Here is a 26,994-nt window from a genome sequence, read left to right as displayed (position 1 = left end):
AGCCATCGTGCCGGTGTCCCAGCACCTCGCGATCGGAGAAGTCCCATGGACATCGGCACCCACACCGTCGAGCTCGACGGCATCCTTCAGCGCTACCACGTGCACGGCCGCGGGCCGGTGTGCGTCGCCCTTCCCGGCGGCCCCGGCGTGGACTGGGCGTACCTCCGGATGCCCGCGCTCGAAGAGCACCTGACCCTGGTCTACGTCGAGCCGATCGGCACCGGCGGCTCGGGGCGGCTGGCGTCCCACCCGCACGGGTACACCCGCGACCGGTACGCCCGCGCCCTGCTCGCCCTGCTGGACCACCTCGGCCTGGCCACGACCCACCTCCTCGGCCATTCCCACGGCGGGTTCGTCGCGCAGTACTTCGCGCTGCACCACCCCGGCCGGGTCGCCGGGGTGGTGCTGTACGAAAGCGCCCCGGTCACCGGGCCGGAGCACGGCGCCGAAGCTCAGCGCAACGTCGCCGAGTTCGCCCGCCGCAACGCCGACCGGCCCGAGCTGCCCGCCGTGCTGGCCGCCCTCCAGGCGACCGCGTCCATCTCGGACGACGACGAGATGACCGCCGCGCTGCGCGGCCTGATGCCGGCCTACTTCGCCGACTACTGGGGCCGGGAGGCGGAGTTCGCGCCCCTGAGGGCGGCCGTGCGCGGCACGCACATCTCCGGACTGGACGCGCGGCTCGTACCGGACACGATCGACGACCGGGCAGCACTGGGGGCGCTGACCGTGCCCGCGCTGGTGCTCGTCGGCCGGTTCGACGTGATCTGCGGAGTCCGCTGGGCGCACGAACTGGCCGAGCTGATCCCCGCCGCCGGCCTCGTCGTGCTGGAGCACAGCGGTCACTTCGGCCACCTCGAAGAACCCGACCTGTTCGGCAAGGCGGTGGTGGAGTTCGTCACCGGCAGCTGAGCACCCTCTCGACGGCCCGGCCGGCTCAGCCGAACAGCGACAGGTCGACGGAGTCGGCGAGGGCCCGGTAACCCGCGTCGCTGCCGTGCAGATGATCGCCGGCGTGGAGGTCGTCCCTGATCCGGCCGGGGTGGTCCGCGTCGCGCCAGACGGCATCGAAATCCAGCACGGCGTCGAAGGCGCCGCCGGTGCGGATCCATTCGTTGACCGTCTGGCGCGCGTTCTCGCCTTCCGGTGTGTACAGCTCCGAGCCCTCGAAGGGCGCGATGGTCGTGCCGTAGACCCGCACGCCGCGTTCGCGCGCCCGGGCGATCAGCTGCCGGTAGCCGGCGATGACGTCGTCCGTCGTCACCGGTGCGCCGGGGAACATCTTCAGGAAGTCGGCGAGGGAAGTGTCGTCGCGCGGGGCAGCGGAGATGATGATGTCGTCCCCGCCGATGGACAGCACCACGTGGCCGAGGCCGGGTGTCGCCAGCACGTCGCGGTCGAAGCGGGCCAGGCCGGCGGTGCCGATGCCGTCGTCGAGCATCCGGTTGCCGCTGATGCCCTGGTTGACCACGTACCCGGTGCCGAGCCGCCCGGCCAGCAGTTCCGGCCAGCTGTGGTGGGTGCCCGGGGTCGAGCCGGCGCCGTCGGTGCGGGAGTCGCCGAGCACCACGATCGCCTTCGCCGGGGCGTCGGGGAGTACTTCGACAGCGGAGATCAGAGCCCGCACCGGCAGGTCCCCGGCGTTCTCCGGCAGCGTGGGAGCGGCGACGGCGTCGCCCGGGATCGTCCAGCCGGTGTCCAGGACGGGGTCGTGGCAGGTGCAGGTCTCCACGCGCTCCGGCAGGTAGAGGCTGAGGGACAGCTCGGCGAGCGCGGGCAGGGGCAGGTCGACCGGATCGCTGAGGACGGGCGCGCCGGCCGGGACGGTGACGGCCGGGGCGCCGGAGAAGGTCAGCACGCGCTCGCTGCCGGCCCGCACCGCACCGCCGGGGGCCGCGAGGCCCAGCTGTGCCGCGCCGATGGTGAGGGGCGCGGTCCCGAACTCGTTGGTGAAGCGGATGCGCACCCGGCGCCCGCCGCCGCCGATGCGGACGACTTGGCGGAGGGTCACGTCGGCGAGCGGCGGGTGGTCGTCGAGCGAGCCGAACCCGTCGTGGGCGCTCTGGGGCGAAGCGCCCCAGGTCCGGACCCAGCTGCCTGCGTCGTCCGTCTCGGTCATCGGTTCCTCCGTGGTTCGTGGCGTTCGTGGTGGCGCAAGACTGCGGCGGGCCGCTCACACGGGACGCACACGGCGCTGACACGGCCGCCCTGGTTCGAGGTGGCGCGGGCGGGCGCGCGAAGATCGGGAGATGGACGGTGGTGCCCGGCTTCGCATCACGCTGCTGCGGGCGTTCGAGGTGGCTCGCGGTGACGTGGTCCTGCCCGTGCCGGGCGCGCGGTTGCAGGCCCTGCTGGTCCGGCTCGCGCTCGCCGGGGGCCGTGCGGTCGAGCCGGGCGTGCTGGTCGACGCGATCTGGGGCGAGGAACCGCCGTCCGGGCCCGCCTCCGCCCTGCAGACCCTCGTCTCCCGGCTGCGTCGCACGCTCACCCCGGCCGGGATCGTGCAGGTCGCGGGCGGCTATCGGCTGGCGGTGGCCGCCGCCGACGTGGACGCGCTGCGCTTCGAGCAGCTCACCGCGGCTGGGCGAGACGGGCTGCGGGCGGGTGACGCGGAGGCCGCGAGGGCCGCGCTCGCCGAGGCCGTGGCCTTGTGGGGCGAACCCGCCGGTACCGAGCCCGCGGTGATCGCCGCGGTCGCGCCGACGGTGGCGACCCGGTTGGCGCGGGTGTCGATCGAGGCGGTCGCCGACCTCGCCGGCGCCGAGTTGTCGCTGGGGCGCGCCGAAGTGGCCGCTACCCGCTTGACCGGGTTGCTGGCCGAGTACCCGGCGCACGAGCGGGCGGCCGGACTGCTGATGGACGCACTCGCCGCCCAGGGGCGGCAGGCCGAAGCGCTGGCCGTCTACGAGCGGGTCCGCCGGACCCTCGCCGAGGACCTCGGCGCCGACCCGGGCACCGCCCTGCGGGACCGCCACCTGCGCCTGCTGGACACCTCGGCCGGCACGGCGGAAACCGGACGGCGGCCCGCGACCGGACCCCGCCGGGTCCCGCCGTCCGCCCTGCCCGCGTCGCTGACCAGCTTCATCGGCCGCGACGACGACCTCGCCCGGATCGGCGCCCTGCTCACCACCGGACGCCTGGTCACCGTCCTCGGCCCCGGTGGCGCCGGGAAGACCCGGCTGGCACTGGAAGCCGCCCACCGGCACCAGCACGAATACCGCGACGGCGCCTGCTTCGTCGACCTCGCGCCCGTCACCGAACCGGCGAAGATCGGCCCGGCCGTGCTCGCCGGGATCGGGCTGCGGGGCGGTGCCCTGTTCGACGTCCACCGGCGGCTCGAGGGTGACGAGCTGGACGTTCTCGTCCGCGAGCTCGGCGGCCGGCAAACCCTGCTGCTGCTCGACAATTGCGAGCACCTGATCGAGGCGGTGGCCCATCTGGTCGCGGCACTGCTCCCCCGCTGTCCCGGGGTGCGGGTGCTCGCCACCAGCCGCGAACCCCTCGCAGTGGACGGCGAGGCACTCGTGCCGCTGGGCCCGCTCGCGCTGCCCGAGCCGGACGTCGACGTCGACCAGGCCGCCACGGTGGCCTCGGTGCGCCTGTTCACCGAGCGGGCCGCCGCCGTGCGCCCCGGTTTCGCCGTCGACGAGACCACGCTGCCCGGCATCGTGCGCGTGGTGCGCGGCCTGGACGGCCTGCCGCTCGCCCTCGAGCTCGCCGCCGCCCGGCTGCGCACGCTGGCCCTGCCCGACCTCGCCGACGGGCTCGCCGACCGGTTCCGGCTCCTCACCACCGGCCACCGCACGGCGCCGGCCCGGCACCGCACCCTGCGGGCGGTCATCGCCTGGAGCTGGGAGCTGCTCGACGAGCACGAACGCACCGTCGCGGAGCGGATCTCGATCCTGCCCGGGGGCGTCACCCCGGCCTCGGCCGCCGCCGTCTGCGCCGGCACGGCCGTGCCGGCCGACGAGATCCCCGAACTGCTCGCCGCCCTCGTCGACCGGTCGCTGCTGCAGCCGCCGACCGGATCCGGCCGCTACCGCATGCTTGAAACCCTCCGCGAGTACGGCACCGCCCGGCTGACCGGCTCCGGTGAGCTCGGCACGACCCGCGACCTGGCCGCCGCCCACTTCACCGAGCTGATGGCCCGCCACGAACCCGGCCTGCGCGGCCACGACCAGGTGCGGGCCATGCAGGTCTTCGGCGCCGAGTACGACAACACGATCGCCGCCCTGCGGCACCTGTGCGCCACCGGTGACGCCGCCGCCGCGATCACCCTCGTGCTCGCCATGACCTGGTACTGGCAGATGTTCGGCCGCACGGCCGACGCCGACCACTGGCTGGGTGCGGCGCTGGCGGTGCCCGGCGGCGAGCCGACGGCCGAACGCGACTGCGCCCGAGCCGTCTACCTGCTCAACCGGGCGGACATCCTGTCGGGGATCACCGCCGGGGAGGCCGCGGAAGACCGGGCGGAGATGCGAGAGCTGGCCGGCCGGCTGCTCGCGCACCCGGGGCTGCCGGCGCACTACCGCGTGTTCGGCCCGGTGCTGCTCTTCCTGCTGGAAGAGGAGACCGCGATCCCGGCCTTCCAGCGCCTGGCCGACGGCGACGACGCGTGGCTGTCCGGGCTGGCCCACATGTTCCAGGCCGAGTTCGCCGAGAACACCGGTGCGCTCGATCGGGTGCGCGTCCACGTGGAAGCGGCCCTGGCCGGCTTCCGGAGGGCCGGCGACCGCTGGGGCCAGGCGGCGACGCTGCCGATGCGAGCCCAGCTGCGGTGCTATGACGACCTCGACGGTGCGCTGGCCGACCTGCGCGAAGCGCGGACGCTGGCGAGCGAGTTCGGTGCGCTCAGCCTCGGCGACCAGTTCTACAGCGACCTGCGCTGGATCGACCTGCACGTGCGGCGGGGCGAAACCGACCGCGCGATGGCGGTGCTCGCCGCCGCCCGGGAGCGGGCGCTGCGCGCGTCGTCGGCGGAGATGCTGGTGCTGATCGACGCCCGGGAGGCCGACTTGCGAGTGCGGCTCGGTGACCTGGACCGGGCCGATGCTCTGCTCGACGCCGCCGAACGCGGTCTGCCCGGCGATACCGCGTTCCCCTCGGACCACGCCCGGACCCTGGTCGCCGGCGCCCGTGCCGCGCTCTGCCTGGCCCAGGGTGACTTGGCCGGCGCGGACAAGGCACTGCGGGCCGCGTACGCCGCCGCGCTGGTCGCCCGCGACCTGCCGATCCTCTCGCTGGTGACGGTGTACACCGCCGCGCTCGCCGAAGCACTCGGGCGGCGGCACGAGCCGGCCGTGCTGCTGGGGGTCGCCGCCCGGCTGCGGGGCGCGCACGACCGCACCGATCCCCAGATCCGCGAGCTCACCCGCCGGGTCCGGGCCGCGTCGGGCGCGGACGAGTTCGCCGCGGCGTACGCGCGGGGCTGGGAGCTGGACGCGGAAACCGCCGTGACCCAAGCCGACCCGGCCTCGCTGTCCCGTCCCTGACCGGGCAAACCCGTGGTGTGCGCGCGGTGTGCGTCTGGTGTGCGCGGCGGTCGCCAGTCTCGGGGCACACCTCGAGAAGGGAACTGCCATGCATGACGTTGTGATCGTGGGGGCCGGTCCGGTCGGCCTGTTCGTCGCCGGCGAGCTCGGGCTCGCGGGCTGCTCGGTACTGGTCCTCGAACGGGAGCCGGAGGCGCGGACCCCGTGGCGCAGCTTCCCGCTCGGCATGCGGGGCCTGTCGGCCGGCTCGGTCGAAGCGTTCTACCGCCGCGGGATGCTGCCGGCCCTGCTGACGGCGTCAGGCGTGCCGGAGACGCCGGTGCCGGACGAGCCGGCACCCCCGCGGACGGTCGGCCACTTCGCCGGGATGATGCTCGACCCGGCCGACGTCGACCTCGCCCGGCTGCCCTACCGGCTGCCCAGCCCGGCCTCCGACGGCATCATGACCAGCCTCGAGGCGGTGGAGACGGTGCTGGCCGAGCGGGCCGAAAAGCTCGGCGTCGAGATCCGGCGCGGGGTCACCGTCACCGCCGTCACCCAGGACGGCGAAACCGTGGCCGCCCGGGCCGGCGAGCAGGAGTACCCGGCCCGCTGGCTCGTCGGCTGCGACGGCGGCCGCAGTGCGGTGCGCCGCCTCGCGGGCTTCGACTTCGCCGGGACCGAACCGCAGTTCACCGGCTACCTCGCGCTGGCCACGCTCGCCGATCCGGAGAAGCTGCGCCGCGGCTTCGCCCTGACCCCGGCGGGCATGTACCTCACGATGTCCGAGCCCGGCCACTTCGGCATCATGGACTTCGACGGCGGCGCGTACGACCGTTCCCGGCCGCTGACCCGCGAGCACCTCCAGTCGGTGCTGCGCCGCGTCTCCGGCACCGACGTGACGCTCGGCGAGGTGCACCTCGCCTCGACCTTCACCGACCGGGCGATGCAGACGACCACCTACCGGCGCGGCCGCGTCCTGCTCGCCGGCGACGCCGCGCACATCCACTCCCCGCTCGGCGGGCAGGGGCTCAACCTCGGCCTCGGCGACGCGGTCAACCTGGGCTGGAAGCTCGCGGCGACGGTGCGCGGGCACGCGCCGGAAGGCCTGCTCGACACCTACACCGCCGAACGCCACCCGATCGGCGCGCGGGTGCTCGACTGGTCGCGCGCCCAGGTGGCGACCATGCGGCCGGACCCGCACTCCCGGGCGGTCCAGGCCGTGGTGCGCGACCTGCTGGAGACCCGCGACGGCACCACGTACGTCTTCGAGCGCACCTCGGGCACGTCGCTCCGCTACGAGCTCGGCGGCGAACACCCGCTGGCCGGCCGCACCGCGCCGGACTTCCGCCTGGCCGACGGCACCCGCCTCGGCGAGCTGCTGCGGGACGGCTGCGGCGTCGTTCTCGACTTCACCGCCGAGGGGCAGTTGCGCGAGGCGGCGTCGCTCCACGACGACCGGATCCGGTACGCGACCGGCGCGGCACACGACGACCTCGGCCTCGGCGCGGTACTCGTCCGGCCGGACGGCATCGTCGCCTGGGCCGGCGACCGCACTCCGGACGGTGGTGCGTTCGACCGAGCCGTCACCCGGTGGTTCTGAGCCGTCGTCGGAGTGCTCGATGGCCAGGCAGCTCAGGCCGTCCAGCGGGAGACGTGCAGGTCCCGGTCCGGTGGCGCCGCGGACCGGAGCGAGGCTTCCGCGAGCAAGCCGGCGACGAAGTCCGCCTGGTGGGCGGGCACGGTGAACGGCAGCCGGAGCCACCGATCGGCCGTGCCGTCCACGGTGAAGCGCGGGCCGGGAGTGATCCGGAGACCGAGCTCGAGGGCCGCCGAGGCGATGCGGGTCGCGCTCGGCTGCGGGAGCTCGACCCACAGCGCCATCCCGGCTTTCGGGGAGGACCACCGCCAGTCCGGCAGCCGGGCGCGCAGGGCCCGCTCGAGGGCGGCGCGGGACCGGCGCAGGTGGTCACGCCGCTCGGCGAGGATGACGTCGGCGTCGTGCAGGAGCCGGACGGCGACCAGCTGGTCCAGGACCGGGCTGCCGAGGTCGACGGAGGCGCGCTCTTGCGCGAGCCGGGCGAGGAGACCCGGCTCGGCTCGGACCCAGCCGATGCGCAAGCCGGCCCAGAACGCCTTGTTCATCGACCCCAGGGTCACGACGTCCCGGCGCAGGACTGCGGCCGGCGGGGGCGCGGGACCGTCCAGCACCAGGTCGGCGAACGTTTCGTCGACCGCGACGACCGCGCCTCGCAGGCCGGCGAGCACTCGCCGGCGGGCCGCCTCGCCGGCGACCAGGCCGGTGGGGTTCTGACCGTCCGGGGTCAGGTGGGCCAGCGTCGTGCCCGCGGCGGGCCGATCCCAGCCGGCCGCGGTGACCGGCAACGGGACCGGGCGCAGGTGGTGGGCGCGGACGGCGTCGAGGACGGCGGGATAGGTGGGCTGTTCGACCAGCACCGGGGCGCCGGGGCGGCCCAGCGCGCGCAGCAGCAGGTTCCAGCCTTGCAGGACGCCGCTGATCACGAGGACCTGCTCGGCTCGGGTCTCCAGGCCGCGCCCGGTGAGGTGGTGGGCCACCGCGGCTCTCAGCGCGGGCAGGCCGAAGGGGTGGAGACCGTGGCCGGCGAGCTGGGCGGACAGGTCCGCCGCGGCCGCCCGCGCCGCATCGGGCAGCTGACCCGGAGCGGGCAGCGCGGCCACCGTGAGGTCCAGGACCTCGGCCGGCTCGCCGGCTTGGGCGTCCGGCCGCTGCGCGGGCGTCGCCGGCAGGCTGATCCGGCTGCCCGCGCCGTGGGCGCTGTGCAGGTAGCTCTCCTGCCGCAGCACGTTGTACGCGGCGCTCACCGTCGTCCGGTTCACGCCCAGGACCCCGGCCAGAGCGCGCTCCGAGGGCAGCCGCGTGCCGACCGGCAGCCGGCCGTCGAGCGCCAGGCTGCGGACGCCGGCGGAAACCGCGACGTAGACGGGTACGTCGCCGGCGAGCCACGGCTCGATCAGGGACGCCAGCCGCTCGGGGCCCATCCGGCCAACACCTTTCACTTGGCTGTATTCGAAACCAGCCAAGCTTGCCACAGTGGGGCGCGAAGTCGTTCTGCACATCCGGAACCCAGGAGGTAGCGCCGTGGCGAGTTCCCCGGACGTGGTGCCGTCCCCCGACCGTCGCGAAGTCGTCGAACTCACTCGTGAGCTCCTCCGGATCGACACGGTGAACCCGCCCGGCAACGAACGGGCGGCCGCGGAGGTGGCTCTCGCCTACGGGAAGCGGTTCGGCCTGGACGGCGACCTGGTGCCCCTCGGCGACGGCCGCGCCAACCTGCGCCTGGTGCTCCCGGGGGCCGGCGCACGAGCTCCGCTGATGTACTGCGGGCACTTCGACACCGTGCCGCTGGGCACCGCGGCGTGGACCCGGCCGCCCCACGCGGCGGAGGTGGACGAAGACGGCGTGCTGTGGGGACGCGGGGCCGTCGACATGAAAGGCGGGGTCGCGGCCATGCTCGTCGGCATGGCCACCCTCGCCCGCGCCGAGGTGCCGCTGCCCGGCGACGTCCATTTCCTGGGCGCCGTGGGCGAAGAGGTCGACTGCGCCGGCGCCCGTGCCGCTCTGGACGCCGGTGCGCTCGAAGGCGTGGCGAACCTCGTCATCGCCGAGCCGACGGACCTCGAACTGGTGGTCGCCCACAAGGGCGCGCTGTTCCTGGAGTTCACCACCTACGGCCGGGCCGCCCACGGCGCCATGCCCGAGCAGGGCGTCAACGCCATCACCCACATGACGCGCCTGCTGGACCGACTGGGTACCCTCGCCACCGAGCTCCCGGCGCATCCCCTGCTCGGCGGCGCCACGCTCAACGTCGGCACCATCGAAGGGGGATCGGTCGTGAACATCGTGCCGGACCGGTGCACCGCCCGCGTGGACGTGCGCACGGTGCCCGGCATCGACCACCCGGCCCTGGTGGCTCGCCTCGAGAGGCTGCTCGACGAACTCGCCGGCACCCACACCGGCTTCCGGGCGCGCTTGACGGTCACCGGTGACTACCCCGCCGTCGGCACGGCTCTCGACCAGCCCCTCGTGCGGGCCGCCACGCGCGTGCTCGGCACGGTGCTGGGGCGCTCCCCCGAACCCCGTGGCGTCAGCTACTTCTCCGACGGATCCATCCTGCAGCCCGCCACCGGCGTTCCCACGCTCCTGTGCGGCCCGGGCGACCCGAACCTCGCACACCAGACCGACGAACGCGTCGACGTGTCCGCGCTGGAGCGGGCCGCCGAAATCTTCACCAGGCTCCCGGTGGTCCTGACGTGAAGACGGTGGACGCGGGAGTTCTCGCGGTGGGCTACCTGGAGGACGGTCCGGACGACGGATGGCCCGTCATCCTGGCGCACGGGTTCCCGTTCGACGTGCACGCCTACGACGAGGTCGTCCCGGAGCTGACCGCCCGGGGTGCCCGGGTCATCCGCCCATGGCTGCGCGGGTTCGGTCCGACCCGCTTCCTGACCGCGGCCACCCCGCGCAGCGGGCAGCAGGCCGCGCTCGGCTCCGACCTCGTCGCGCTGCTGGATGCCCTGCGCCTGGACACCGCCATCCTCGCCGGATATGACTGGGGCGGCCTGGCTTCCTGTGTCGCCACTGCCTTGTGGCCCGAGCGCGTGGCCGGGCTGGTTTCGTTGGCCGGCTACGACATCATCGACATCGAGAGCCAGCAGCGCGCGCACGATCCCGCAGTGGAGCACGCCGTCTGGTACCAGCACCTGTTCCAGACCGAGCGGGGACGCCGCTGCCTCGCCGACCACCGCCGGGAGCTGTGCCGCACGCTGTGGCGGCAATGGTCCCCGCACTGGCGGTTCGATGAGGCGACCTTCGAACGAACCGCCGCGTCGTTCGACAACCCGGACTTCGTCGACGTCGTGATTCACGCCTACCGCCACAGTTTCGGCCTCGAGGCCGGCGACCCCGCTCATGCGGAGCTGGAAGAGCGGCTTGCGCACCGTCCGGAAATCACGGTGCCGGCGGTGACCCTCGACGGAGCGAGCGACACGCTGAAACCCGGTGGCACGGCCGACCACGCCGGCATGTTCACCGCCCGCCACGAGCACCGCGTGATCGACGCGGGCCACAACCTTCCCCAGGAGGCTCCCACCGCTTTCGCCGATGCCGTGCTGACGGTCGGTCGATGGGTGACGACCGTGTCCTGACGATCCCGAAGATCTGCCTGCTCACTCGCACGCCGGGCGCGGCCGTCCGGTTGCCCGGCCCACCTGTGCTTTTTCTTGCAGGACCGGCACTCTTCGGCGGCTCTACGCTCGGCTGATGGAGTCTGGTAGACACCGGATCGCCTGGCGGGTCGTGGTGGCGGTCGCGGTGCTGGTGTTCCTGTTCTTCGGCACGGGCACGACCTCCTTGCTGCTCAACCGGACCTACGTCTTCGCGGGCGGTGATTTCCTCGTCGCGGCCGCCATCCTGACCGGATCCCTCGGCCTCGCCGTTTTCGCCGCGTATCGCCTGGGGAGCCCCGGACCGCCGGCCTGCGCCGGATCGCCCGCCACGCGGCGGCGCTGGTGCTGGCCTGGACCGTGCTGATCACGCTCGGGCTCGCCGGTGTCGTCGCGGCCTACCAGGCCGCCGCCGGCCTCCTCGCCACCGGAGTCCGCGTCGAGGGTGTGGTGCTCGCGGTTCACCAGCCGAGCAGGGGCACGTCGTCGTTCTGGGTGCGCTACCACTCGCCGGGAAAGTCCTGGACCGAGGAGATCGTCCGCGACTCCGCTCGCGTGTACTACGTCGGCGACGCGGTGACGGTCGTCGGCTTCGCCGGGCTGCCGTTCGCGGCCAAGGCGGCGGTGGGCCGGCGCCGCCGCGCCCGCGCGGTCGCCCACACCGGCTGGCGCATCGCGACGGTGACCGTCGTACCCGGATTCCGGGCCCGCAGCCACAACCCGGAGATCCTGGTCCGCTACCGCGACGGCCGCGAGATCGTGCTGCGGACCGCGATATCGGCGCACGGCGCCGGCTACCTGGTCGGCGAGAAGGATCGACGAGCGTGGATCGGCGGCTGGGGACGGCGGATGGCGGTCCTGTTCCCGTACGGCCCGGGCAAGCCCCGCCCGCACGCCGTGCCCGCGTACGCGGAGGAGCCGCGCGTCGACTGATCTTGCCTGTGAGGCGGCGCCCGATTCCTTTTCGCGGTGGCCGGGATCTACCTGATCGGAGACGCGGCCCGCGCGACGGGCCGGTCCCGATCACCCACCCCGGAAAGCAAGGCTGATCGTCCATGACCATTCCCGCGACCATGCGCGCGCTGCAGCAGACTTCCCTCGACGGCCCGCAGGACATGCGCCTGATCACCGGCGCACCGGTGCCGAGCCCCGGCCCGGACGAGGTCCTGATCCGGGTCACCGCCGCCGGCGTCAACTTCGCCGACGTCTCGAAGGCCCACGGCACGTTCCTGGACGGTCCGCGGCCGCCTTATCTGGCCGGTTTCGAGGCTGCCGGTCAAGTCGTCGCGACGGGCGACGCGGCAGCGGGCCCGACGCTGGGGGCTCGTGTCGTCGGCATCGGGAACGCCGCGTTCGCCGAGTACACGGTGCTGCCGGCGGCCGCGGCGATGCCCGTGCCGCCTGGCTGGACGGAACAGCAGGCGCTGGGCCTGCTCGTGAACTGGCCGACCGCGCTGGCCGCGCTGAAGCCGTTGGGTGACGTCACCGCGGGGCAGACCGTGCTGGTCCACGCCGCGGCGGGCGCGACCGGCCAGGCCGCGGTCACGGTGGCCAAGCACTACGGTGCGACGGTCATCGCCACCGCCTCGCCGGGCAAGCACCAGACGGTGCTGGCATCGGGCGCCGACCACGTCCTGGACGCCCGCGGTGGCGATCTCGTCGCCGAGGTGCTGCGGCTGACCGGTGGCGCCGGCGTCGACGTCGTGCTGGAGTCGGCGGGCGGCGCCACTTTCGAGGCGAGCCTGGCCGCGGCGAAGCGGGTCACCGGCCGGGTGGTCGTCTTCGGCCTGGCGGGCGGCGAAGCCGCGATCACCAACTGGGACCTGGTCTACCAGCACCAGGTGCACGTCATCGGCTTCAACCTCGGCGTGGTGATCAGCGCCGCGCCACGGATCTTCGGCGACGTCATGGGCGAGCTGTCCTCGCTCGTCGCCACCGGTGTGGTGGCCCCCGGCCGGCCCACCGCCTACGACTTGGCCGACGGCCCGAAAGCGCTCGCGGAACTGGAATCCAGGGCCACCGTCGGCAAACTGGCGCTGCTGCCTTGAAACACTTCCGGTACCGGGTCATTAGGCTCCCGGAGTGACATCGCACGCGCGGACGGCACCGGATGAGGACCGGTTCACCGCCGAGACCGAACGGTTCCGCCGGGAGTTGCTGGCGCACTGCTACCGCATGGTCGGCTCGGCGCACGACGCCGAGGATCTGGTGCAGGAGACCTATCTGCGGGCGTGGCGGTCCTACTCCGGGTTCGAGGGCCGGGCGTCGATCCGGTCCTGGCTCTACAAGATCGCCACCAACGTCTGCCTGCGGGCGGTGGAACCACGGCGGATCAGGATGCTGCCCTCGGGCCTGACCGGCCCGTACGACGGACCCGACCGGCCACCGAGTCCCGTCGCGCCCGGCGAAGTCGCGTGGCTGGAACCGATGCCGGACGCCTGGATCGCCCCGCCCGCCGACGATCCGGCCGCCGTCGTGGTCGCGCACGAGTCGCTGCGGCTCGCGCTCATCGCCGGCCTGCAGCACCTGCCCGCCCGCCAGCGCGCGATCCTCATCCTGCGCGAAGTGCTGGCGTTCTCCGCGGCCGAGGCCGCGGAGGTCCTCGGGACGACCGTCGCGGCGGTGAAGAGCGGGCTGCAGCGCGCCCGGGTCCGGCTGGACGAGGTGGAGCCGGAGCCCGCGGAGGTGCTCGAACCGACCGACCGGCGGGCGCGTGCCCTGCTCGAGGGCTACATCGCGGCCTTCGAGCACTCCGATGCCGGTCTGCTGGAACAGGTGCTGCGCACCGACGCCACCCTGGAGGCGACGCCGTTCCGCGACTGGCAGTCGGGCCGGGCGATGTGCGTCCACGTGCTCGACGCGTTCGTGCTCGGCACACCGGGCGACTGGCGGATGATCCCCACCACGGCCAACGGCCACCCCGCCGCCGTCGTGTACCACCGAGACTCGGACGGCGCACTGCGAGCCGACGGCGTCGTGGTGCTGGCCGCCACGGCGACCGGCGTCCGGCACGTGACCAAGTTCCACGATCCCGCCCTGGCCGCGATGTTCGGCTTCCCGGACGTGCTCGCGCACTGAGGCCAATCAGTCCGCGGGCTCGAGGGCCGCTCGGAGGATCGCTCGCGCGGAACCGGCCAGTACTTCGACGGCGCGTTCGCGGCCGAGCCCGCCGATGTCGGTGAGCCACACCAGCGACTCGATGCCGGTAGCGGATCGGATCGCGACGGCGGTTTCGCGGATGCCGACGTGCGGGTGGGACTCGGCCAGCGGCGCCAGCGCCTCCTCGATCCAGCGGATCGCCCGGCCGCCGCGCAGGATCGGCTGAGCCGCTCCCGGCTCGAGGGACAGCCGCAGCTGTGCCCGCAGTTGCGGCTCCCAGCGCACCACGAAATCGAGGAACGACCGCATGACCAGATCGAGGCGCGCCTCCACGTCGGCCGGCGCATCGGCCGGCAGCAACCCGACGCCGTCCTCGATTTCCGGATAGGCGGCGAGCAGCAGGGCGCGCTGGTTCGGGAAGTAGCGGTACGCCGTGGTCCGCGAGATGCCCGCGATGGCGGCGGCGTCCTCGACGGCCGGAGACTCCCCCGCGGCGAGCAACTCGTGCGCGGCCGCCACCAGCGCGGCCCGGGTCCGGCCCTTCTGCCGCCGGCGGCCGGTGGACTCATATGGTACGTCCATGCCATCATGGTACTTCAGTTCCATAAGGAGGCAGCCATCGCCGATCCCACGGACACGAACCCCGAGCTGTATCGAGTCGCCTTCGAGAACGAACGGGTCCGGGTGCTCGAGTACCTCGACGGGCCGGGCGATCGGACCGCACCGCACCACCACCCGGACAGCGTCATGGTCACCCTCAGCGCTTTCCGGCGCCGCATCCACGCCGGGGACCAGGAAGTGAGCGTCGACCTGCCGGCAGGCGCCGTCCGGTGGCTCGGCGAACAGGAACATTCAGGCGAGAACGTGGGTGACACCCCGACGCATTCGGTGTTCATCGAGCTGAAGGAGCCTCGTCCCGACGGCTTCGCCCCGGCCACCGCATTGGGGCCCGCTGAACCCTGAGACGCACCTTCGCGGTCGGCACAGCCACGAACGTGCTGTGTCATTCCGAGGCGCGGCAGACTCTACAGACAGCCGATGAACTCGCTGGTGATCGCCGCGAGGCTCCACCCACTGCTGTCGTAATTGACTTGAAGGTTCTCCTCGTTCCGGACGCAGAGCCTCGTCTGCCGGGGATTCGTGGAGTAGATGGTCCGCTGCTCGCCCGCGTTCAACCGAGCCGACCCCTCATCGTCGAGACTGTACGGGCCGCCGTCGATGCCGTAGTGGAGGTGCCATTTGACGGTGCGGGCGCTCGTGGCCGTGTTGATCAGCCCCAGATAGCCGAGCACGTTGCACTTCGTGCTGTCGCAGTTCCAGCGGAAACAGACCTGGTAACGGATCTTGCCGTGTGACAGTGTGCCCGAGCATTTCGGCGAAGCGACGGGCGCCGGAGCAACTCGACCTGGGGTTGTCGCGTGGGCGACGGTGGCCGAGAGCAGCAAGCTGGGCGCCAAAGCCGTGCAGAGCAACGTCAGCAGCGCAAGAGTTCGCTTGAGCATGGGACTCCCCTTGAAGGTCGGTTGACGCCGCCTCCACGTCCGAGTGCCCCACAGCGGTTGAGCCGCCTACCGAGGCACCACCCGAAAGGCTCAGCGCAGGCAGGACCAGCGCGGCGTCACAGCTGGGTATCGAGTAGACACTGTGGTCGGACTGCCCCAGCTCGTTCGAAGCGGAGGTGGTCAGCACTACAACCGCAGCCCTCGGCGAGCAGCGGAGCCAGTCGCTGCAACGAAGGTCGGCTCCGGTGCCCGACCGCCGAAGGGAATCCCGACGGCCGCCGCTCAGCGTCCGGGAAGGTTGCCGAGCGCCTGGGACCGGGCGGCCAGGAGTTCGGCGTAGGTGTCGTCGCGCTCGGCCCAGCGCAGCGCCTTGGCCCGTTCGACGACGATCTCGTCCGGGGTCGGGGTCTGGATGAGGAGCCCGATGACCTCGTCGAGGAAGCCCTCCAGCGGCAGGGCGTGCGGGTTGAGCTTTTCCTGGCCCGCGTTGGCGACGGCCGGCGGGACGAGCTCGGTGACACCGACCCCGGTGCCTGCGAGGTGGGCGCGGAGCGACTCGGTGTAGGAGTGCACAGCGGCCTTCGAGGCGCCGTAGGTGGCCATGAGCGGGAACGGCAGGAATCCGATGCCCGAGGAGACGGTGATGATGTCGCCGGCGCCGCGGCCGAGCAGGTGGGGGGTGAACGAGCCGATCACCCGGATGGTGCCCAGGAGGTTGACCGCGATGGTGGTCTCCGCCTGGGTGAGGTGGCCGGGGTCACGAAGGTCCTCGGTGAGCATGACGCCCGACATCGTCACGACGAGGTCGAGGTCGGGGTGCTTCGCGAGGACCTCGTCGCGGGCGGCGAGGACGGAGGCCGGGTCGGTGACGTCGACCCGGACCGTCTCGAGGCCCTCGACCTGGTCGGTGTGCCGTCCGCCGACGACGACGGTGCTGCCGGCGTCCACGAACCGCCGGGCGAGGCCGCGGCCGATTCCGGTGGTGCCACCGACGATCAGTGCGGTGCGTCCGCTGATGTCCATTCCTGCTTCACTTTCTCTTCGAAATCCGGCCCGGTGACCGGCACACCACCATGTTCGACCGGCGCGTTCGCCGGTGTGGCAGACACCGCAGTAATCGACCCGGACCGCGATGTCGTCCGGGCGCAGGTCCCGCCGCTCGAGAGGCACTCGCCGCAACTCCCCGGCTCCGCCGTCCACTCCCCAGCCCACCGTCTCCCGCATGATCACTCCCATCCAAACAGACTGTTCGGTCTATTTCACCGTAGGCTGGGCCCGACCGAAAAGCAAACCGACTGTTCTGTTGCTAGGCTCGCCCGATGACCGACCTGCCCCTGACCGCCCGCGGCACGGCGACCCGAGACCGCATCCTCGAGGCGGCGACCCGGGAGTTCGCGGAGCACGGGATCGCGGGTGCCCGCATCGAGCGGATCGTGAGCGCCGCCCGCACCAACAAGGCACAGCTCTACGCCTACTTCGGCAACAAGGACGGCCTGTTCGACGCGATCTTCTTCGCCTCGCTGGAACGGATCGTGAACGTCGTCCCGATCGACGCCACCGACCTCGCGGACTGGGCCGTGCGCCTCTACGACGAGTACCTGCGCCGCCCCGACCTGATCCGCCTGGCCACCTGGGCCCGCCTGGAACGGCGCCCGGCCGGCCACCTCGTCGCCGACGCCGACCGGCTCGACGACCGCAAGCTCCGGGCGATCGCCGAGGCACAGGCCGCCGGGCTCGTGCGGCCGGGCGACCCGTTCGACGTGATGGCGGTGGTCATCGCGATGTCGATGGCGTGGTCACCGGTCAGCAACGTCTACGCGGCCACCGCGGACGAGCCGCCGGACCGGCACGACGGACGCCGCGCCCTGCTGCGGGAGACCGTCCGCCGCGCGGTGATGACGGGCTGAGGTTCCGCCACGGGCTCTCAGGACTTGTTCGCCTCGGCTCCCAGTACGTTGAGAAAGGCGAGAGCCTCGGCGTCGGGCGATCCCGGCGGCGCGCTGTAGAGCACGAGGTGCTGGTCGCGGTCGGTGAGCGCGAGTGAGTCGCAGTCGACGGTGATCGCCCCGGCGACCGGGTGGCGGAAGGTCTTGGTGAGCACCGGCGCAGCCTGCACGTCGTGCTGTTCCCAGAGCCGGGCGAACTCGCTGCTGGCGTCGCGCAGCTCCGCGACGAGGCCCGTCACCGCGGGATCGGCCGGGTAGCGGGCGAGGGTGGCGCGAAGCTCCATGACGACGTGGTGCCGGAACTCCGCGGCGTCGGAGATTCCGTACAGCGGATCGGCTTGCTCCGCGCCGAGGAAGGCTCGGCGGGCGAGGTTGCGGTCCTGCGGGGCGAGCGCGGCGAAGTCCTCCATGAGCGCAGCGGCGAGGGTGTTCCAGGCGAGCACCTCGAACGCGGCGGAGGTCACGAAAGCGGCCGTCTGCGGCAACCGCTCGAGGAGCGCGAGGATGCTCGGGCGGACGTCGCGCCGATGCAGGCCGGTACGACTCGGCGCAGTGCCGGCGAGGACGTGCAGGTGATCGGACTCGGCGTCGGTGAGCCGCAGCGCGCCGGCGATCCCGGCGAGGACCTCGCCCGACGGGCGGGGCGCCCGGCCCTGCTCGAGCCGGACGTAGTACTCCGTGGAGATGTGCGCGAGGACCGCCACCTCCTCGCGGCGGAGGCCTGGTGTCCGGCGTCGCGGCCCGGCGGGGAGGCCGACGTCCTGCGGCCGCAGCCGCTCGCGACGGCTGCGAAGGAACGCCCCGAGCTCCTGCTTGTCCATACCCCCAGTCTGCACACCGCGCGGCGGCGGACCCTGGTACCGCTTGTGCCTGTATCCGATCCGGGGGCCGGCACAGGCTGTGGTCATGACCAACGACAGCGACAGCACTCCCATCGGCCTGCTCACCGGCAAGATCGTGTTCATCACCGGCGCCAGCCGCGGCATCGGGGCGGCCGCGGCCCGGCTCTTCGCCTCCGAGGGCGCCGCCGTCGTGCTCGCCGCGCGCAGCACCGACGCCCTCCAGCGGATCGTCGCCGGGATCCGCGCCGACGGCGGCGTCGCCGACGCCGTGCCGGTGGACCTCGCCGACCGGGCGAGCATCCGCGCGGCGGTCGACCGCGTCGAGCAGCTGCACGGACGGCTCAACGGCGCGTTCAACAACGGCGCGGCGATCCAGCGACCCGGCCCGCTCGACACCACCAGCGACGACGACGTCGAGGAGCAGTTCGCGGTGAACTTCCGGGCGCACTGGACCGCCATGACGGCCGAGGCCGCGCTCATGCGCCGGGGCGGCGGCGGGGCGATCGTCAACACGTCGAGCATCGGCAGCCGCCGCGCGAACCCCGCCCTCCCCGCGTACGGCGCGATGAAGCGCGCGCTCAACAGCATCACCGAGACCGCTGCCGTGACCTGGGGCCGCGAGGGCATCCGCGTGAACGGCATCACCCCCGGTGGCACCGGCACGGAGATGATCGACGCGTGGGAGGCGGCGACCCCGGGCGTCATCGAGCGCATCAACGCGTCGACCCCGCTCGGCCGGATGGCTGAGCCCCGCGAGGTCGCCGAGGTGGCGGCGTGGCTGCTCAGCGACCGTGCCTCGATGGTGACCGGCGCGATCGTGCCGGTGGACGGGGGCGCCGGCGCCTGAGAAGGAAAGCCCAGGCCGCTTCACGGCCCGGCGGTGACCCACTTCCGATCGAGCTCGGCTTCGGCGCCGACCGGTTCCTGGACGGCGCCGAAGCGTGGGCGGCCGGCGCTGGTCAAGGAGCCTCGTGGCCCACCGGCGCACCCGTCGTCGTGGTCCAAGTGCGGGCCTCCGCCCGGACCGTCCACACGCGACCGACCCGGCGAGCCCTGCCTCGTGACCACGCCGGAACCGGTCAACGCCAGTCGGGGGCCCCGGAAGCGGGCGCCAGAAGGGTCTCGATCTTCGCCTGGACCTCCCGCATGATCGCCACGATGCGGGCTTCGTGGTCCACGGTAAGCCTGGCCAGCGGGACCGAGCAGCTGATCGCGTCGATCGCGGGGCTGTCGTAGCGCAACGCGAACCCGAAGCCCGCTATCCCCGGCACCGTTTCCTCGTGTTCGGTCGAGTATCCGCGCTCGCGCACCTGCGCCAGGTCGGCCAGCAGCGACGCGCGGTCGGTGTGGGTGTGCTCGGTCAGCGCGGCGAACGGTTCGGCCGGGAGCGGGAGTCCGTCGTCGGAACGTTCGGCGAGCAGTGCTTTGCCGAGGGCGCCGGCGTGGGCCGGGACCCGGCGGCCGACGCGGTTTATCGTGCGCACGTATTCGTGGGATTCGCGGGTCGCGAGGTAGACGACGTCCGGGCTGTCGAACCGGGCCAGGTGGATCGTCTCGCCGAGTGCGTCCGAGGCCTCGTCCAGGTACGGGCGGATCACGCGCACCCGCCGGTCGGTGTCGAGGTAGCTCGTGCCCGTGAGCAGCGCCCGGATCCCGATCCCGTAGAGGGAGCCGGTGACGTCCGTGCGCACCCAGCGGCAGTCGACGAGGGTCTGCAACAGCTGGTACATGCTGCTGCGCGGCACGTCCAGCTCGGCGGCGAGCTCGTCCAGGCGGGCCGGGCGATCGCCTCGCGCTGCCAGCAGCTCCAGCAGCGCGACGGTCCGGGCCGCCGACTTCACGCCACGCACTCCCCTGGCCTGGCCTTCCGCACCCTCCGACATGCCCTCATCGTAGATCGCGCTCGGAGCGGCCATTGACCCCAAGCGTTCACCCGCCTACCCTCCATCTGCATACGTAGATGTCGTTTGCATACAAGGATGTGTTCATGTACTTGAACGCCGAACACGCACCCGAGGCCGTGGCCAAGCGGCTGCGCGACGGGATGGCCGGCGGGGTCCTTTCCTTTCCCCTCACCAGTTTCCGGGACAACGGCGACCTCGACCCGGACGCGTACCGGACGTACCTGGCCACGCAGTTCGCCGCCGGGCCGGGGGCCGTGTTCCCGGCGTGCGGGACGGGCGAGTTCGGCGCACTGGACGAGGACGAGTACCGCACCGTCGTCACGAGCGCGGTCGAAGTGGCCGACGGCCGGATGCCGGTGGTCGCGGGCGTCGGCTACGGCTGGGCTCAGGCGCGGCGGTTCGCCCGGATCGCGGAGGACGCGGGGGCGGATGCCCTGCTGGTGCTTCCCCACTACCTGGTCACCGCGCCGGAGGACGGGCTGGTGGAGCAGCTGCGCCGGGTCGCCGACGGCACCCGCCTGCCGCTGATCGCCTACCAGCGCGACCAAGTTTCCTTCACCGCCGCCGGCCTGCGCCGGATCGCGGAGATCCCGGCCGTGATCGGCCTCAAGGACGGGCGCAGCGACCTCGACCGGCTCCAGCGCCTCACCCTCGCCGCACCGGAAGGCTTCCTGTTCTTCAACGGCGCGGCCACCGCCGAAATCCAGGCCCGCGCCTACGCCACCGTCGGCGTCGCGGCTTATTCCTCGGCCGTGCACGCCTTCGCGCCGGAAATCGCGCACGCCTTCTTCACCGCACTGACCGCACGCGACGACGACGCCGTCGACCAGCTGCTGCGGGAGTTCTACGTGCCCCTGGTGGAACTGCGCGATCGAGTGCCCGGCTACGCCGTCTCGCTGGTCAAGGCGGCCGCCCGGCTGCGCGGCCTGCCCGTCGGCCCGGTCCGCGCTCCGCTCACCGACCCGGGCCCGGGCGACCTCGCCGACCTGGCGGAAGTGCTCGACACCGGCTTGGACCTCGTCGGCGCCGCACGCCGGCTCGCCTGACCAAACCCGCCCTCAGCTCGACCCACAGTTCAAAGGGGAACTGCCATGCCGCTCATCGTGGTCGGGATCAGCGTGCTGATCCTGCTCCTGCTGATGACCAAGCTGAAGCTGAACGGTTTCGCCGCGCTGCTGCTCGTCGCCGTGGCGGTCGCCATCGTCCAGGGGATCCCGCTGGTCAAGATCCCCGACGTCCTCTCCGAAGGCATCGGTGACCAGATCGGCGACACGATGCTCACCATCGGCCTCGGCGCCATGGTCGGCCGGGTCATGGGCGATTCCGGCGCCGCCCAGCGGATCGCCGGAAAACTCCTCGACGCCTTCGGCCCGCGATGGGTCCAGGTCGCCATGGTCGTCACGTCCATGCTCATCGGCGTGACCATGTTCTACGAGGTCGCCTTCGTCATCATCGTGCCCATCGCGTTCACCCTCGTCCGCGTCACCGGCAAGAAACTGCTGTGGGTGGGGCTGCCGATGTCCATCGCCCTGTCCACCATGCACAGCTTCCTGCCGCCCCACCCCGGGCCGACGGCCGTCGCCGCGACCTTCCACGCTTCGGTGGGACTGACGCTGTTCTACGGTCTGTTCATCGCCATCCCGGCCGGTGCGCTCATCGCCCTGGTGTGGCCGCGGCTGCCGTTCGTCAAGCGGATGGACCCCGCCGTCCCCACGGGCCTGGTCGGCGAGCGTGAGTTCACCGACGAGGAAATGCCCGGCCTGGGCTGGTCGCTGGGCGTGGCACTGTTTCCCGTGGTGCTGATCGCCGGCGCCGCGGTGACCGAGCTGGCCGTGCCCGGCGACAGCCACTTCCTGCACTTGATCGCCTTCATCGGCTCCGCCCCGATCGCGCTCCTGCTCACCCTGCTCCTGGCGATCTGGGTGTTCGGCCCGCGCATCGGCCGGAGCCTGGAAGAGGTCGGCGGCTCCTGCGCGTCGGCGGCCAAGGCGATGGCGATGATCCTGCTGGTCATCGGCGCCGGCGGTGCGTTCAAGAACGTGCTCGTCGAAGGCGGGATCTCCGACTACATCAAGGACGTCACGCACAGCTGGCCCATCTCACCGCTCATCCTCGCGTGGCTCATCGCGGTCATCCTGCGCGTGGCGCTCGGCTCGGCCACGGTCGCCGTCGTCACCGCGTCCGGCGTGGTGCTGCCGCTGGTGGCGGGCAGCGGGATCCACCCCGAAATGATGGTGCTGGCCGTCTCCTGCGGCTCGATCGCCTTCTCCCACGTCAACGACCCGGGTTTCTGGCTGTTCAAGGAATACTTCAACCTCTCGGTGGTCGAGGCCATCAAGGTCCGGACCAGCTACACCACGGTCCTCGCCATCCTCGGCCTCGGCGGCGTCCTCGCCGTCGAGGGCATCCTCAACGCCCTCAACATCTGATTCCCCGGCACAGAAAGACATCCATGAGCGTCAAGCAGCCGATCGTCACCGCCTTCTCCGTCTACCCGGTCGCCGGCCGGGACTGCATGGAGCTGAACCTCTCCGGCGCCCACGGCCCCTACTTCACCCGCAACATCGTCGTCCTCGAAGACTCCGAAGGGCGCACGGGCCTGGGCGAGGTACCGGGCGGCGAACAGATCACCCGGACGCTGCGTGACGCCGAGTCCCTCGTCGTCGGCGCGAAGGTGGGCGACTACAAACGCGTCTTGCGGGAGATCGGCGACCGGTTCGCCGACCGCGACACCGGCGGCCGGGGCGCCCAGACCTTCGACCTGCGCACCACCGTGCACGCGGTGACCGCCGTCGAAGCGGCGCTGCTGGACCTGCTGGGCCAGCACCTCGACGTGCCGGTCGCGGCCCTGCTCGGTGACGGGCGGCAACGCGACTCCGTCCGCGTCCTCGGTTATCTCTTCTACGTCGGCGACTCCGCCCGCACGGACCTCGACTACGTCGGCGAACCCGGCGCGGCCGTGGACTGGTACCGCATCCGGCACGAGGAAGCCCTGACGCCCGACGCGATCGTCCGTCAGGCCGAAGCGGCCTACGACCGGTACGGCTTCCGCGACTTCAAGCTCAAAGGCGGTGTCCTCGAAGGCACCGAAGAGGTCAAGGCCGTGCTGGCGCTCAAGGAGCGCTTCCCCGACGCCCGGATCACACTGGACCCGAACGGCGCCTGGTCCCTGCGGGAGGCGATCGAGCTGTGCCGGCCCCTGGTGGGCACCCTCGCCTACGCCGAAGACCCGTGCGGCGCCGAGGGCGGCTACTCCGGACGCGAGATCCTCGCCGAGTTCCGGCGCGCGACCGGCCTGCCCACCGCGACGAACATGATCGCCACCGACTGGCGGCAGCTGACCCACGCGCTCGCCCTGCAGTCGGTCTCCATTCCCCTGGCCGACCCGCACTTCTGGACCATGCAGGGCTCGGTGCGCGTGGCGCAGCTGTGCCACGCGATGGGCCTGACCTGGGGCTGCCACTCCAACAACCACTTCGACATCTCGCTGGCGATGGTCACCCACTGCGGCGCCGCGGCGCCGGGTGAGTACAACGCCCTCGACACGCACTGGATCTGGCAGGAAGGCCGCGAGCGGCTCACCACCGCCCCACCCCGCATCATCGGCGGCGAGATCGCCGTTCCCGACTCCCCCGGCCTGGGCATCCAGCTCGACCGGGACCGGCTCCTCGCGGCCCACGAGCTCTACCAAGAGAAGGCATTGGGCGCTCGCGACGACACCATCGCCATGCGCTACCTCGTTCCCGGCTGGGAATTCGACGGCAAACGTCCCTGTCTGGTGCGCTAGGCCGGTGGGTGTCCACCGGCCTGGCCGCGACGCAATCGAGGACCGTGCCTGTCCGCTTTGGATGTCAGGATGGGCGACGTCAGCCCGACGACGACCAACGGAGGACCCCGATGAGCCGGCACGTCCAGATCACGTTCGACGCCCACGACCCCCGAGCGCTTTCGGCGTTCTGGCGCGAGGTGCTGGACTACGTCCACCCGGCACCGCCCGGCGTCGAGCTGCCCGAGGGCGCCGACCCCTTCGCCGCGTGGGATGAGTTCCTCGAGCGGGTCGGCGTGCCGGAGGACCAGCGCAACAGCAGCTCCGCCGTCGAAGACCCCGACGGTCGGGGCCCGCGCCTGTTCTTCCAGCAGGTGCCGGAGGACAAAACCGCGAAGAACCGAGTCCACCTCGATGTCAGGAGCGCACCGGGCCTGCAGGGCGACGAGCGGATGGCGGCGCTCGAAGCGGAATGCCGGCGGCTGATCGCCCTCGGCGCGACCCGGGTACGCCGCTTCGAGCCCGAACCTCCGCTCAGCGCCGGGTTCATCGTGATGACCGACCCCGAAGGCAACGAATTCTGCCTGGATTGACGGCAAAGCACAGGTAGCCCCGGCCACGGTCAGCGCGCCACGGCACGTCAACTGCCGGCAGTCACCATCTGGTCCACAAAGGACGAATCACAGCAAGCCCTGGCCGCCGGCGTTGGCGATGAGCCGGCCCCGGATCTCGAAGAGCCGCGACGCGTCACCAGCCTCCTCAGCCACTGGGCCGTGCAACAACGGACCATCGTGGTCCCGCGCGAACCACGAACGTCGCGGACGGGGGTCCGGCGTGGTTGGATGAGAACCGGTTGAGCCGGCAGCCTCCGGCGAACGCGCCGGTCCACCCACCCGGCGCCGCCGGTTCCCTGGAGGTTTTGCCCGTGTCCTCACCCGACGTGCCGGTTCCACCGGAAAACCCACCACCTCCGAGCGGCATCACCGACGACGAAACAACCGCGGCCGAACTCAGCACCGCCGAACAACCCCTGGGCGCGAGCGGAAAACCCCTCAACCGGCGCTCGCCATTCCTGATCGGCATGACAGCCGCCGCCGGTGTCGCGGTCACCTACGGGCTCGTCCGCGTCATCGTCGGTCTCCAGGACGTCCTCGTCCTCATCGGCCTCGCCCTGTTCCTCGCCATCGGGCTCGAACCCGCGGTGGCGTGGCTGACCCGGCACCGCTTTCCCCGCTGGCTCGCCGTGACGACCGTGTTCGTCGCCGGGCTGCTCGCCGTCGGCGGCTTCCTCACCGCCGCCATCCCGGTCGTGGTCGAGCAGGCGAGCCAGTTCATCGCCAAGGCACCCGCCTACCTGCGCGAAGCCCAGGACCACAGCACGCTCCTGGGCCGGCTCAACGAGCGGTTCCACCTCCAGCAACAGGTCGAAGGCCTGGTCAGTGGATCCGCCTTGGGCAGCGGCCTGCTCGGTGCGGGCCAAGCCGTGTTCAGCGCGCTGACCAACGTGCTCATCCTGGTGGTGCTGACCGTGTACTTCGTCGCGGACCTGCCCCGGATCCGCACCGGCGCCTACCGCCTGCTCCCGCGCTCACGCCGGCCCCGGGCCATCCTCCTCGGAGATCAGATCTTCACCAAGGTCGGCGGCTACGTCCTGGGCAACCTGGCGATCTCGGTCATCGCGGGCGTGCTCACCCTGCTGTGGCTGCTGATCTTCGACGTCCCCTACCCCGCCCTGCTCGCCATCACCGTCGCCATCCTCGACCTCATCCCGGTCGTCGGCTCGGTCGTCGGTGGCGTACTGGTCAGTCTCGTCGCCCTGACGGTGTCACTGCCCGTCTGCCTGGGCACGATCGGCTTCTTCGTCGTCTACCGGCTCCTCGAGGACTACCTCCTGGTCCCCCGGATCATCGGAGGCGCGGTGAAGATCCCGGCACTGGTGACGGTCGTCGCGGTGATCGTCGGCGGCGCGCTGCTCGGCGTCATCGGCGCGCTCGTCGCCATCCCGGTCGCCGCCGCCCTCCTGCTGCTCCTGCGCGAGGTGCTCCACCCTCGCCTCGACCGCACCTGACCCCCGAAGTAAAAGCAATTCCCGCGACTTCCGATTCGCCATCGGTGATCGGCGAGAATGGACCCGCACCCATTCTCGCCCACCGGGAATACCCCCATCCGGGGGCCTGGGGTATCCCTCACCCGGACCAAAGAGTAGGTTGACGGTTGCAACCCTGGACCCCGGTGCCGCAAAAAATCCGCGATCACACAAGCGGACGCCAAAACCGGGGTCCTTTCGCGTGGATCAGATCACGCACCGTTTACGTATTTCTCACCGCCGGCACACCGCGCCGGCGGGTCGTTCCCAGCATTTCCAGGAAAAGAAATCGTCATGCGACGTATCCGCACCATTGTCCGGGTCCTGTTCGGGGCCACCATCGCGACCGGAAGCCTGGTCGCTCTGGCCCCGGCCGCGCTGGCCATCACCATTCCGGTGGCCTGCAGCGAAAACGCTCTGGTCGCGGCGGTGAACCTGGCCAACTCCACCCCCACCTCGGACACCCTCGTCCTGGCGGGTGGCTGCACCTACGGCATCACCACCGCCCACGGCGGCGCGGCGAACGCGCTGCCGGTGATCACCACCCCGATCGAGATGGTCGGCCCCGCGACCGTCACCAACGCCTCGCTGCTCGGCCTGGGGATGTTCCGCATCGCCGAGGTCGGCCCGACCGGCAGTCTCACGCTCACCACCGGCGTCGCGTTCACCCGCGGCAACGTCCTCGGCGACGGTGGTGGCATCCTCAACCGCGGCGCGGTCACCCTCACCGGAAGCACCCTGACCGGCAACACCGCCTCGGGCAACGGCGGCGGCCTCGCCAACGCCGACACCCCGTCCGGCACCGCACCTGCCGCGACGTTCACCAACAGCCCGTTGTCCGGCAACAGCACGCTGCTCGGCGACGGCGGCGCCATCTACAACGGCCTCCGAGGCTCGCTGACGGTCACCGGCGTTTCCGGCAGCCCCCTGTTCATCACCGGCAACAATGCGGGCCGGGGCGGCGGAATCTCCGCCGTCGGCTCCACCGCGACGACCCTCACCCAGACCGCCGTCACCAACAACCACGCACTGCTGCTCTTGGGCTCCGCCGGCGGCGTCTACCGCCAGGGCGGCACCATGACCACGACCAACTCACCCATCACCGCCAACACCCCGAACAACTGCGTCGGCAGCGTCCCCGCAGTCCCCAACTGCACCGGCTGATCCTCGGCC

Annotated in this window: 25 protein-coding genes; 18 read left to right on the top strand and 7 right to left on the bottom strand. The window is 72.1% G+C overall.

What is annotated here, in order from left to right:
* The first annotated feature begins 45 nt into the window (after positions 1–45).
* Entirely contained in the window at positions 46–912 is an 867-nt protein-coding gene (locus AB0M83_RS11870) for an alpha/beta hydrolase (protein WP_364516015.1), read from the top strand.
* Positions 913–937: 25 nt separating this feature from the next.
* On the opposite strand, the gene AB0M83_RS11865 is transcribed toward AB0M83_RS11870, so the two are convergent.
* A complete protein-coding gene (locus AB0M83_RS11865) occupies positions 938–2,119 on the bottom strand; it encodes an SGNH/GDSL hydrolase family protein (RefSeq protein ID WP_364516013.1) in 1,182 nt (393 codons plus the stop codon).
* Between the two features lie 130 nt (positions 2,120–2,249).
* On the opposite strand from AB0M83_RS11865, the gene AB0M83_RS11860 reads away from it, so the two are divergent.
* Together AB0M83_RS11860 and AB0M83_RS11855 are read left to right on the top strand one after the other, a co-directional pair.
* Entirely contained in the window at positions 2,250–5,492 is a 3,243-nt protein-coding gene (locus tag AB0M83_RS11860) for a BTAD domain-containing putative transcriptional regulator (protein ID WP_364516011.1), read from the top strand.
* 88 nt (positions 5,493–5,580) lie between these two features.
* Entirely contained in the window at positions 5,581–7,074 is a 1,494-nt protein-coding gene (locus AB0M83_RS11855) for an FAD-dependent monooxygenase (protein ID WP_364516010.1), read from the top strand.
* Positions 7,075–7,106: 32 nt separating this feature from the next.
* On the opposite strand, the gene AB0M83_RS11850 is transcribed toward AB0M83_RS11855, so the two are convergent.
* A complete protein-coding gene (locus tag AB0M83_RS11850; protein ID WP_364516008.1) occupies positions 7,107–8,492 on the bottom strand; it encodes a PLP-dependent aminotransferase family protein in 1,386 nt (461 codons plus the stop codon).
* Positions 8,493–8,592: 100 nt separating this feature from the next.
* On the opposite strand from AB0M83_RS11850, the gene AB0M83_RS11845 reads away from it, so the two are divergent.
* The 6 genes from AB0M83_RS11845 to AB0M83_RS11820 all read left to right on the top strand — a co-directional run bounded on the left by AB0M83_RS11845 (position 8,593) and on the right by AB0M83_RS11820 (position 13,754).
* Entirely contained in the window at positions 8,593–9,768 is a 1,176-nt protein-coding gene (locus AB0M83_RS11845; protein ID WP_364516006.1) for a M20 family metallopeptidase, read from the top strand.
* Complete coding sequence (locus AB0M83_RS11840; protein ID WP_364516004.1) at positions 9,765–10,658, top strand: alpha/beta hydrolase; 894 nt, start codon at positions 9,765–9,767, stop codon at positions 10,656–10,658. The genes AB0M83_RS11845 and AB0M83_RS11840 overlap by 4 nt, the downstream gene beginning before the upstream one ends.
* A gap of 115 nt (positions 10,659–10,773) precedes the next feature.
* Complete coding sequence (locus tag AB0M83_RS11835; RefSeq protein ID WP_364516002.1) at positions 10,774–11,043, top strand: hypothetical protein; 270 nt, start codon at positions 10,774–10,776, stop codon at positions 11,041–11,043.
* Entirely contained in the window at positions 11,022–11,609 is a 588-nt protein-coding gene (locus AB0M83_RS11830) for a hypothetical protein (protein WP_364516000.1), read from the top strand. The genes AB0M83_RS11835 and AB0M83_RS11830 overlap by 22 nt, the downstream gene beginning before the upstream one ends.
* A gap of 122 nt (positions 11,610–11,731) precedes the next feature.
* On the top strand, positions 11,732–12,724 hold the full coding sequence (locus AB0M83_RS11825; RefSeq protein ID WP_364515998.1) for a zinc-binding dehydrogenase: 993 nt from the start codon (positions 11,732–11,734) through the stop codon (positions 12,722–12,724).
* A 34-nt stretch (positions 12,725–12,758) separates the two neighbouring features.
* Positions 12,759–13,754, top strand: coding sequence for an RNA polymerase subunit sigma-70 (locus AB0M83_RS11820; RefSeq protein ID WP_364515997.1), 996 nt, complete (start codon positions 12,759–12,761; stop codon positions 13,752–13,754).
* Positions 13,755–13,760: 6 nt separating this feature from the next.
* On the opposite strand, the gene AB0M83_RS11815 is transcribed toward AB0M83_RS11820, so the two are convergent.
* Positions 13,761–14,357, bottom strand: coding sequence for a TetR/AcrR family transcriptional regulator (locus AB0M83_RS11815; protein ID WP_364515995.1), 597 nt, complete (start codon positions 14,355–14,357; stop codon positions 13,761–13,763).
* 6 nt (positions 14,358–14,363) lie between these two features.
* Between AB0M83_RS11815 and AB0M83_RS11810 the strand changes: the two genes are divergently transcribed.
* Complete coding sequence (locus AB0M83_RS11810; RefSeq protein ID WP_364515994.1) at positions 14,364–14,738, top strand: cytoplasmic protein; 375 nt, start codon at positions 14,364–14,366, stop codon at positions 14,736–14,738.
* 62 nt (positions 14,739–14,800) lie between these two features.
* Here the strand turns inward: AB0M83_RS11810 and AB0M83_RS11805 are convergent, their stop codons facing one another.
* Positions 14,801–15,277: a hypothetical protein gene (locus tag AB0M83_RS11805; protein ID WP_364515992.1), complete on the bottom strand. Its 477-nt coding sequence runs from the start codon at positions 15,275–15,277 to the stop codon at positions 14,801–14,803.
* A gap of 282 nt (positions 15,278–15,559) precedes the next feature.
* On the bottom strand, positions 15,560–16,300 hold the full coding sequence (locus tag AB0M83_RS11800; RefSeq protein WP_364515990.1) for an SDR family NAD(P)-dependent oxidoreductase: 741 nt from the start codon (positions 16,298–16,300) through the stop codon (positions 15,560–15,562).
* A 296-nt stretch (positions 16,301–16,596) separates the two neighbouring features.
* On the opposite strand from AB0M83_RS11800, the gene AB0M83_RS11795 reads away from it, so the two are divergent.
* The gene (locus AB0M83_RS11795; RefSeq protein WP_364515988.1) at positions 16,597–17,184 is read left to right on the top strand and encodes a TetR family transcriptional regulator; all 588 of its coding nucleotides are present in this window, start codon (positions 16,597–16,599) and stop codon (positions 17,182–17,184) included.
* Between the two features lie 17 nt (positions 17,185–17,201).
* Here AB0M83_RS11795 and AB0M83_RS11790 read toward each other — a convergent pair whose 3' ends face one another.
* The gene (locus AB0M83_RS11790) at positions 17,202–18,044 is read right to left on the bottom strand and encodes a helix-turn-helix transcriptional regulator (protein WP_364515986.1); all 843 of its coding nucleotides are present in this window, start codon (positions 18,042–18,044) and stop codon (positions 17,202–17,204) included.
* Positions 18,045–18,129: 85 nt separating this feature from the next.
* On the opposite strand from AB0M83_RS11790, the gene AB0M83_RS11785 reads away from it, so the two are divergent.
* Entirely contained in the window at positions 18,130–18,912 is a 783-nt protein-coding gene (locus AB0M83_RS11785) for an SDR family oxidoreductase (RefSeq protein WP_364515984.1), read from the top strand.
* A 232-nt stretch (positions 18,913–19,144) separates the two neighbouring features.
* Here the strand turns inward: AB0M83_RS11785 and AB0M83_RS11780 are convergent, their stop codons facing one another.
* Positions 19,145–19,948: an IclR family transcriptional regulator gene (locus tag AB0M83_RS11780; RefSeq protein ID WP_364515982.1), complete on the bottom strand. Its 804-nt coding sequence runs from the start codon at positions 19,946–19,948 to the stop codon at positions 19,145–19,147.
* A gap of 104 nt (positions 19,949–20,052) precedes the next feature.
* Here AB0M83_RS11780 and AB0M83_RS11775 point away from each other — a divergent pair, with 104 nt between their 5' ends.
* The 6 genes from AB0M83_RS11775 (at position 20,053) to AB0M83_RS11750 (ending at position 26,985) form a co-directional block, all read left to right on the top strand.
* Complete coding sequence (locus AB0M83_RS11775; RefSeq protein WP_364515980.1) at positions 20,053–21,015, top strand: 5-dehydro-4-deoxyglucarate dehydratase; 963 nt, start codon at positions 20,053–20,055, stop codon at positions 21,013–21,015.
* Positions 21,016–21,060: 45 nt separating this feature from the next.
* Entirely contained in the window at positions 21,061–22,398 is a 1,338-nt protein-coding gene (locus AB0M83_RS11770; RefSeq protein WP_364515978.1) for a gluconate:H+ symporter, read from the top strand.
* Between the two features lie 23 nt (positions 22,399–22,421).
* Entirely contained in the window at positions 22,422–23,756 is a 1,335-nt protein-coding gene (locus AB0M83_RS11765; RefSeq protein WP_364515976.1) for an enolase C-terminal domain-like protein, read from the top strand.
* 110 nt (positions 23,757–23,866) lie between these two features.
* Entirely contained in the window at positions 23,867–24,328 is a 462-nt protein-coding gene (locus tag AB0M83_RS11760; RefSeq protein WP_364515974.1) for a VOC family protein, read from the top strand.
* Between the two features lie 488 nt (positions 24,329–24,816).
* On the top strand, positions 24,817–25,803 hold the full coding sequence (locus AB0M83_RS11755) for an AI-2E family transporter (protein ID WP_364515972.1): 987 nt from the start codon (positions 24,817–24,819) through the stop codon (positions 25,801–25,803).
* Between the two features lie 312 nt (positions 25,804–26,115).
* The gene (locus AB0M83_RS11750; RefSeq protein WP_364515970.1) at positions 26,116–26,985 is read left to right on the top strand and encodes a hypothetical protein; all 870 of its coding nucleotides are present in this window, start codon (positions 26,116–26,118) and stop codon (positions 26,983–26,985) included.
* Positions 26,986–26,994: the final 9 nt, after the last annotated feature.

The sequence above is a fragment of the Amycolatopsis sp. NPDC051106 genome (assembly GCF_040682775.1).
Lineage (GTDB): Bacteria > Actinomycetota > Actinomycetes > Mycobacteriales > Pseudonocardiaceae > Amycolatopsis.
Note: the sequence above shows the minus strand (reverse complement) of the source record. Positions and strands in the feature narration are given on the sequence as shown.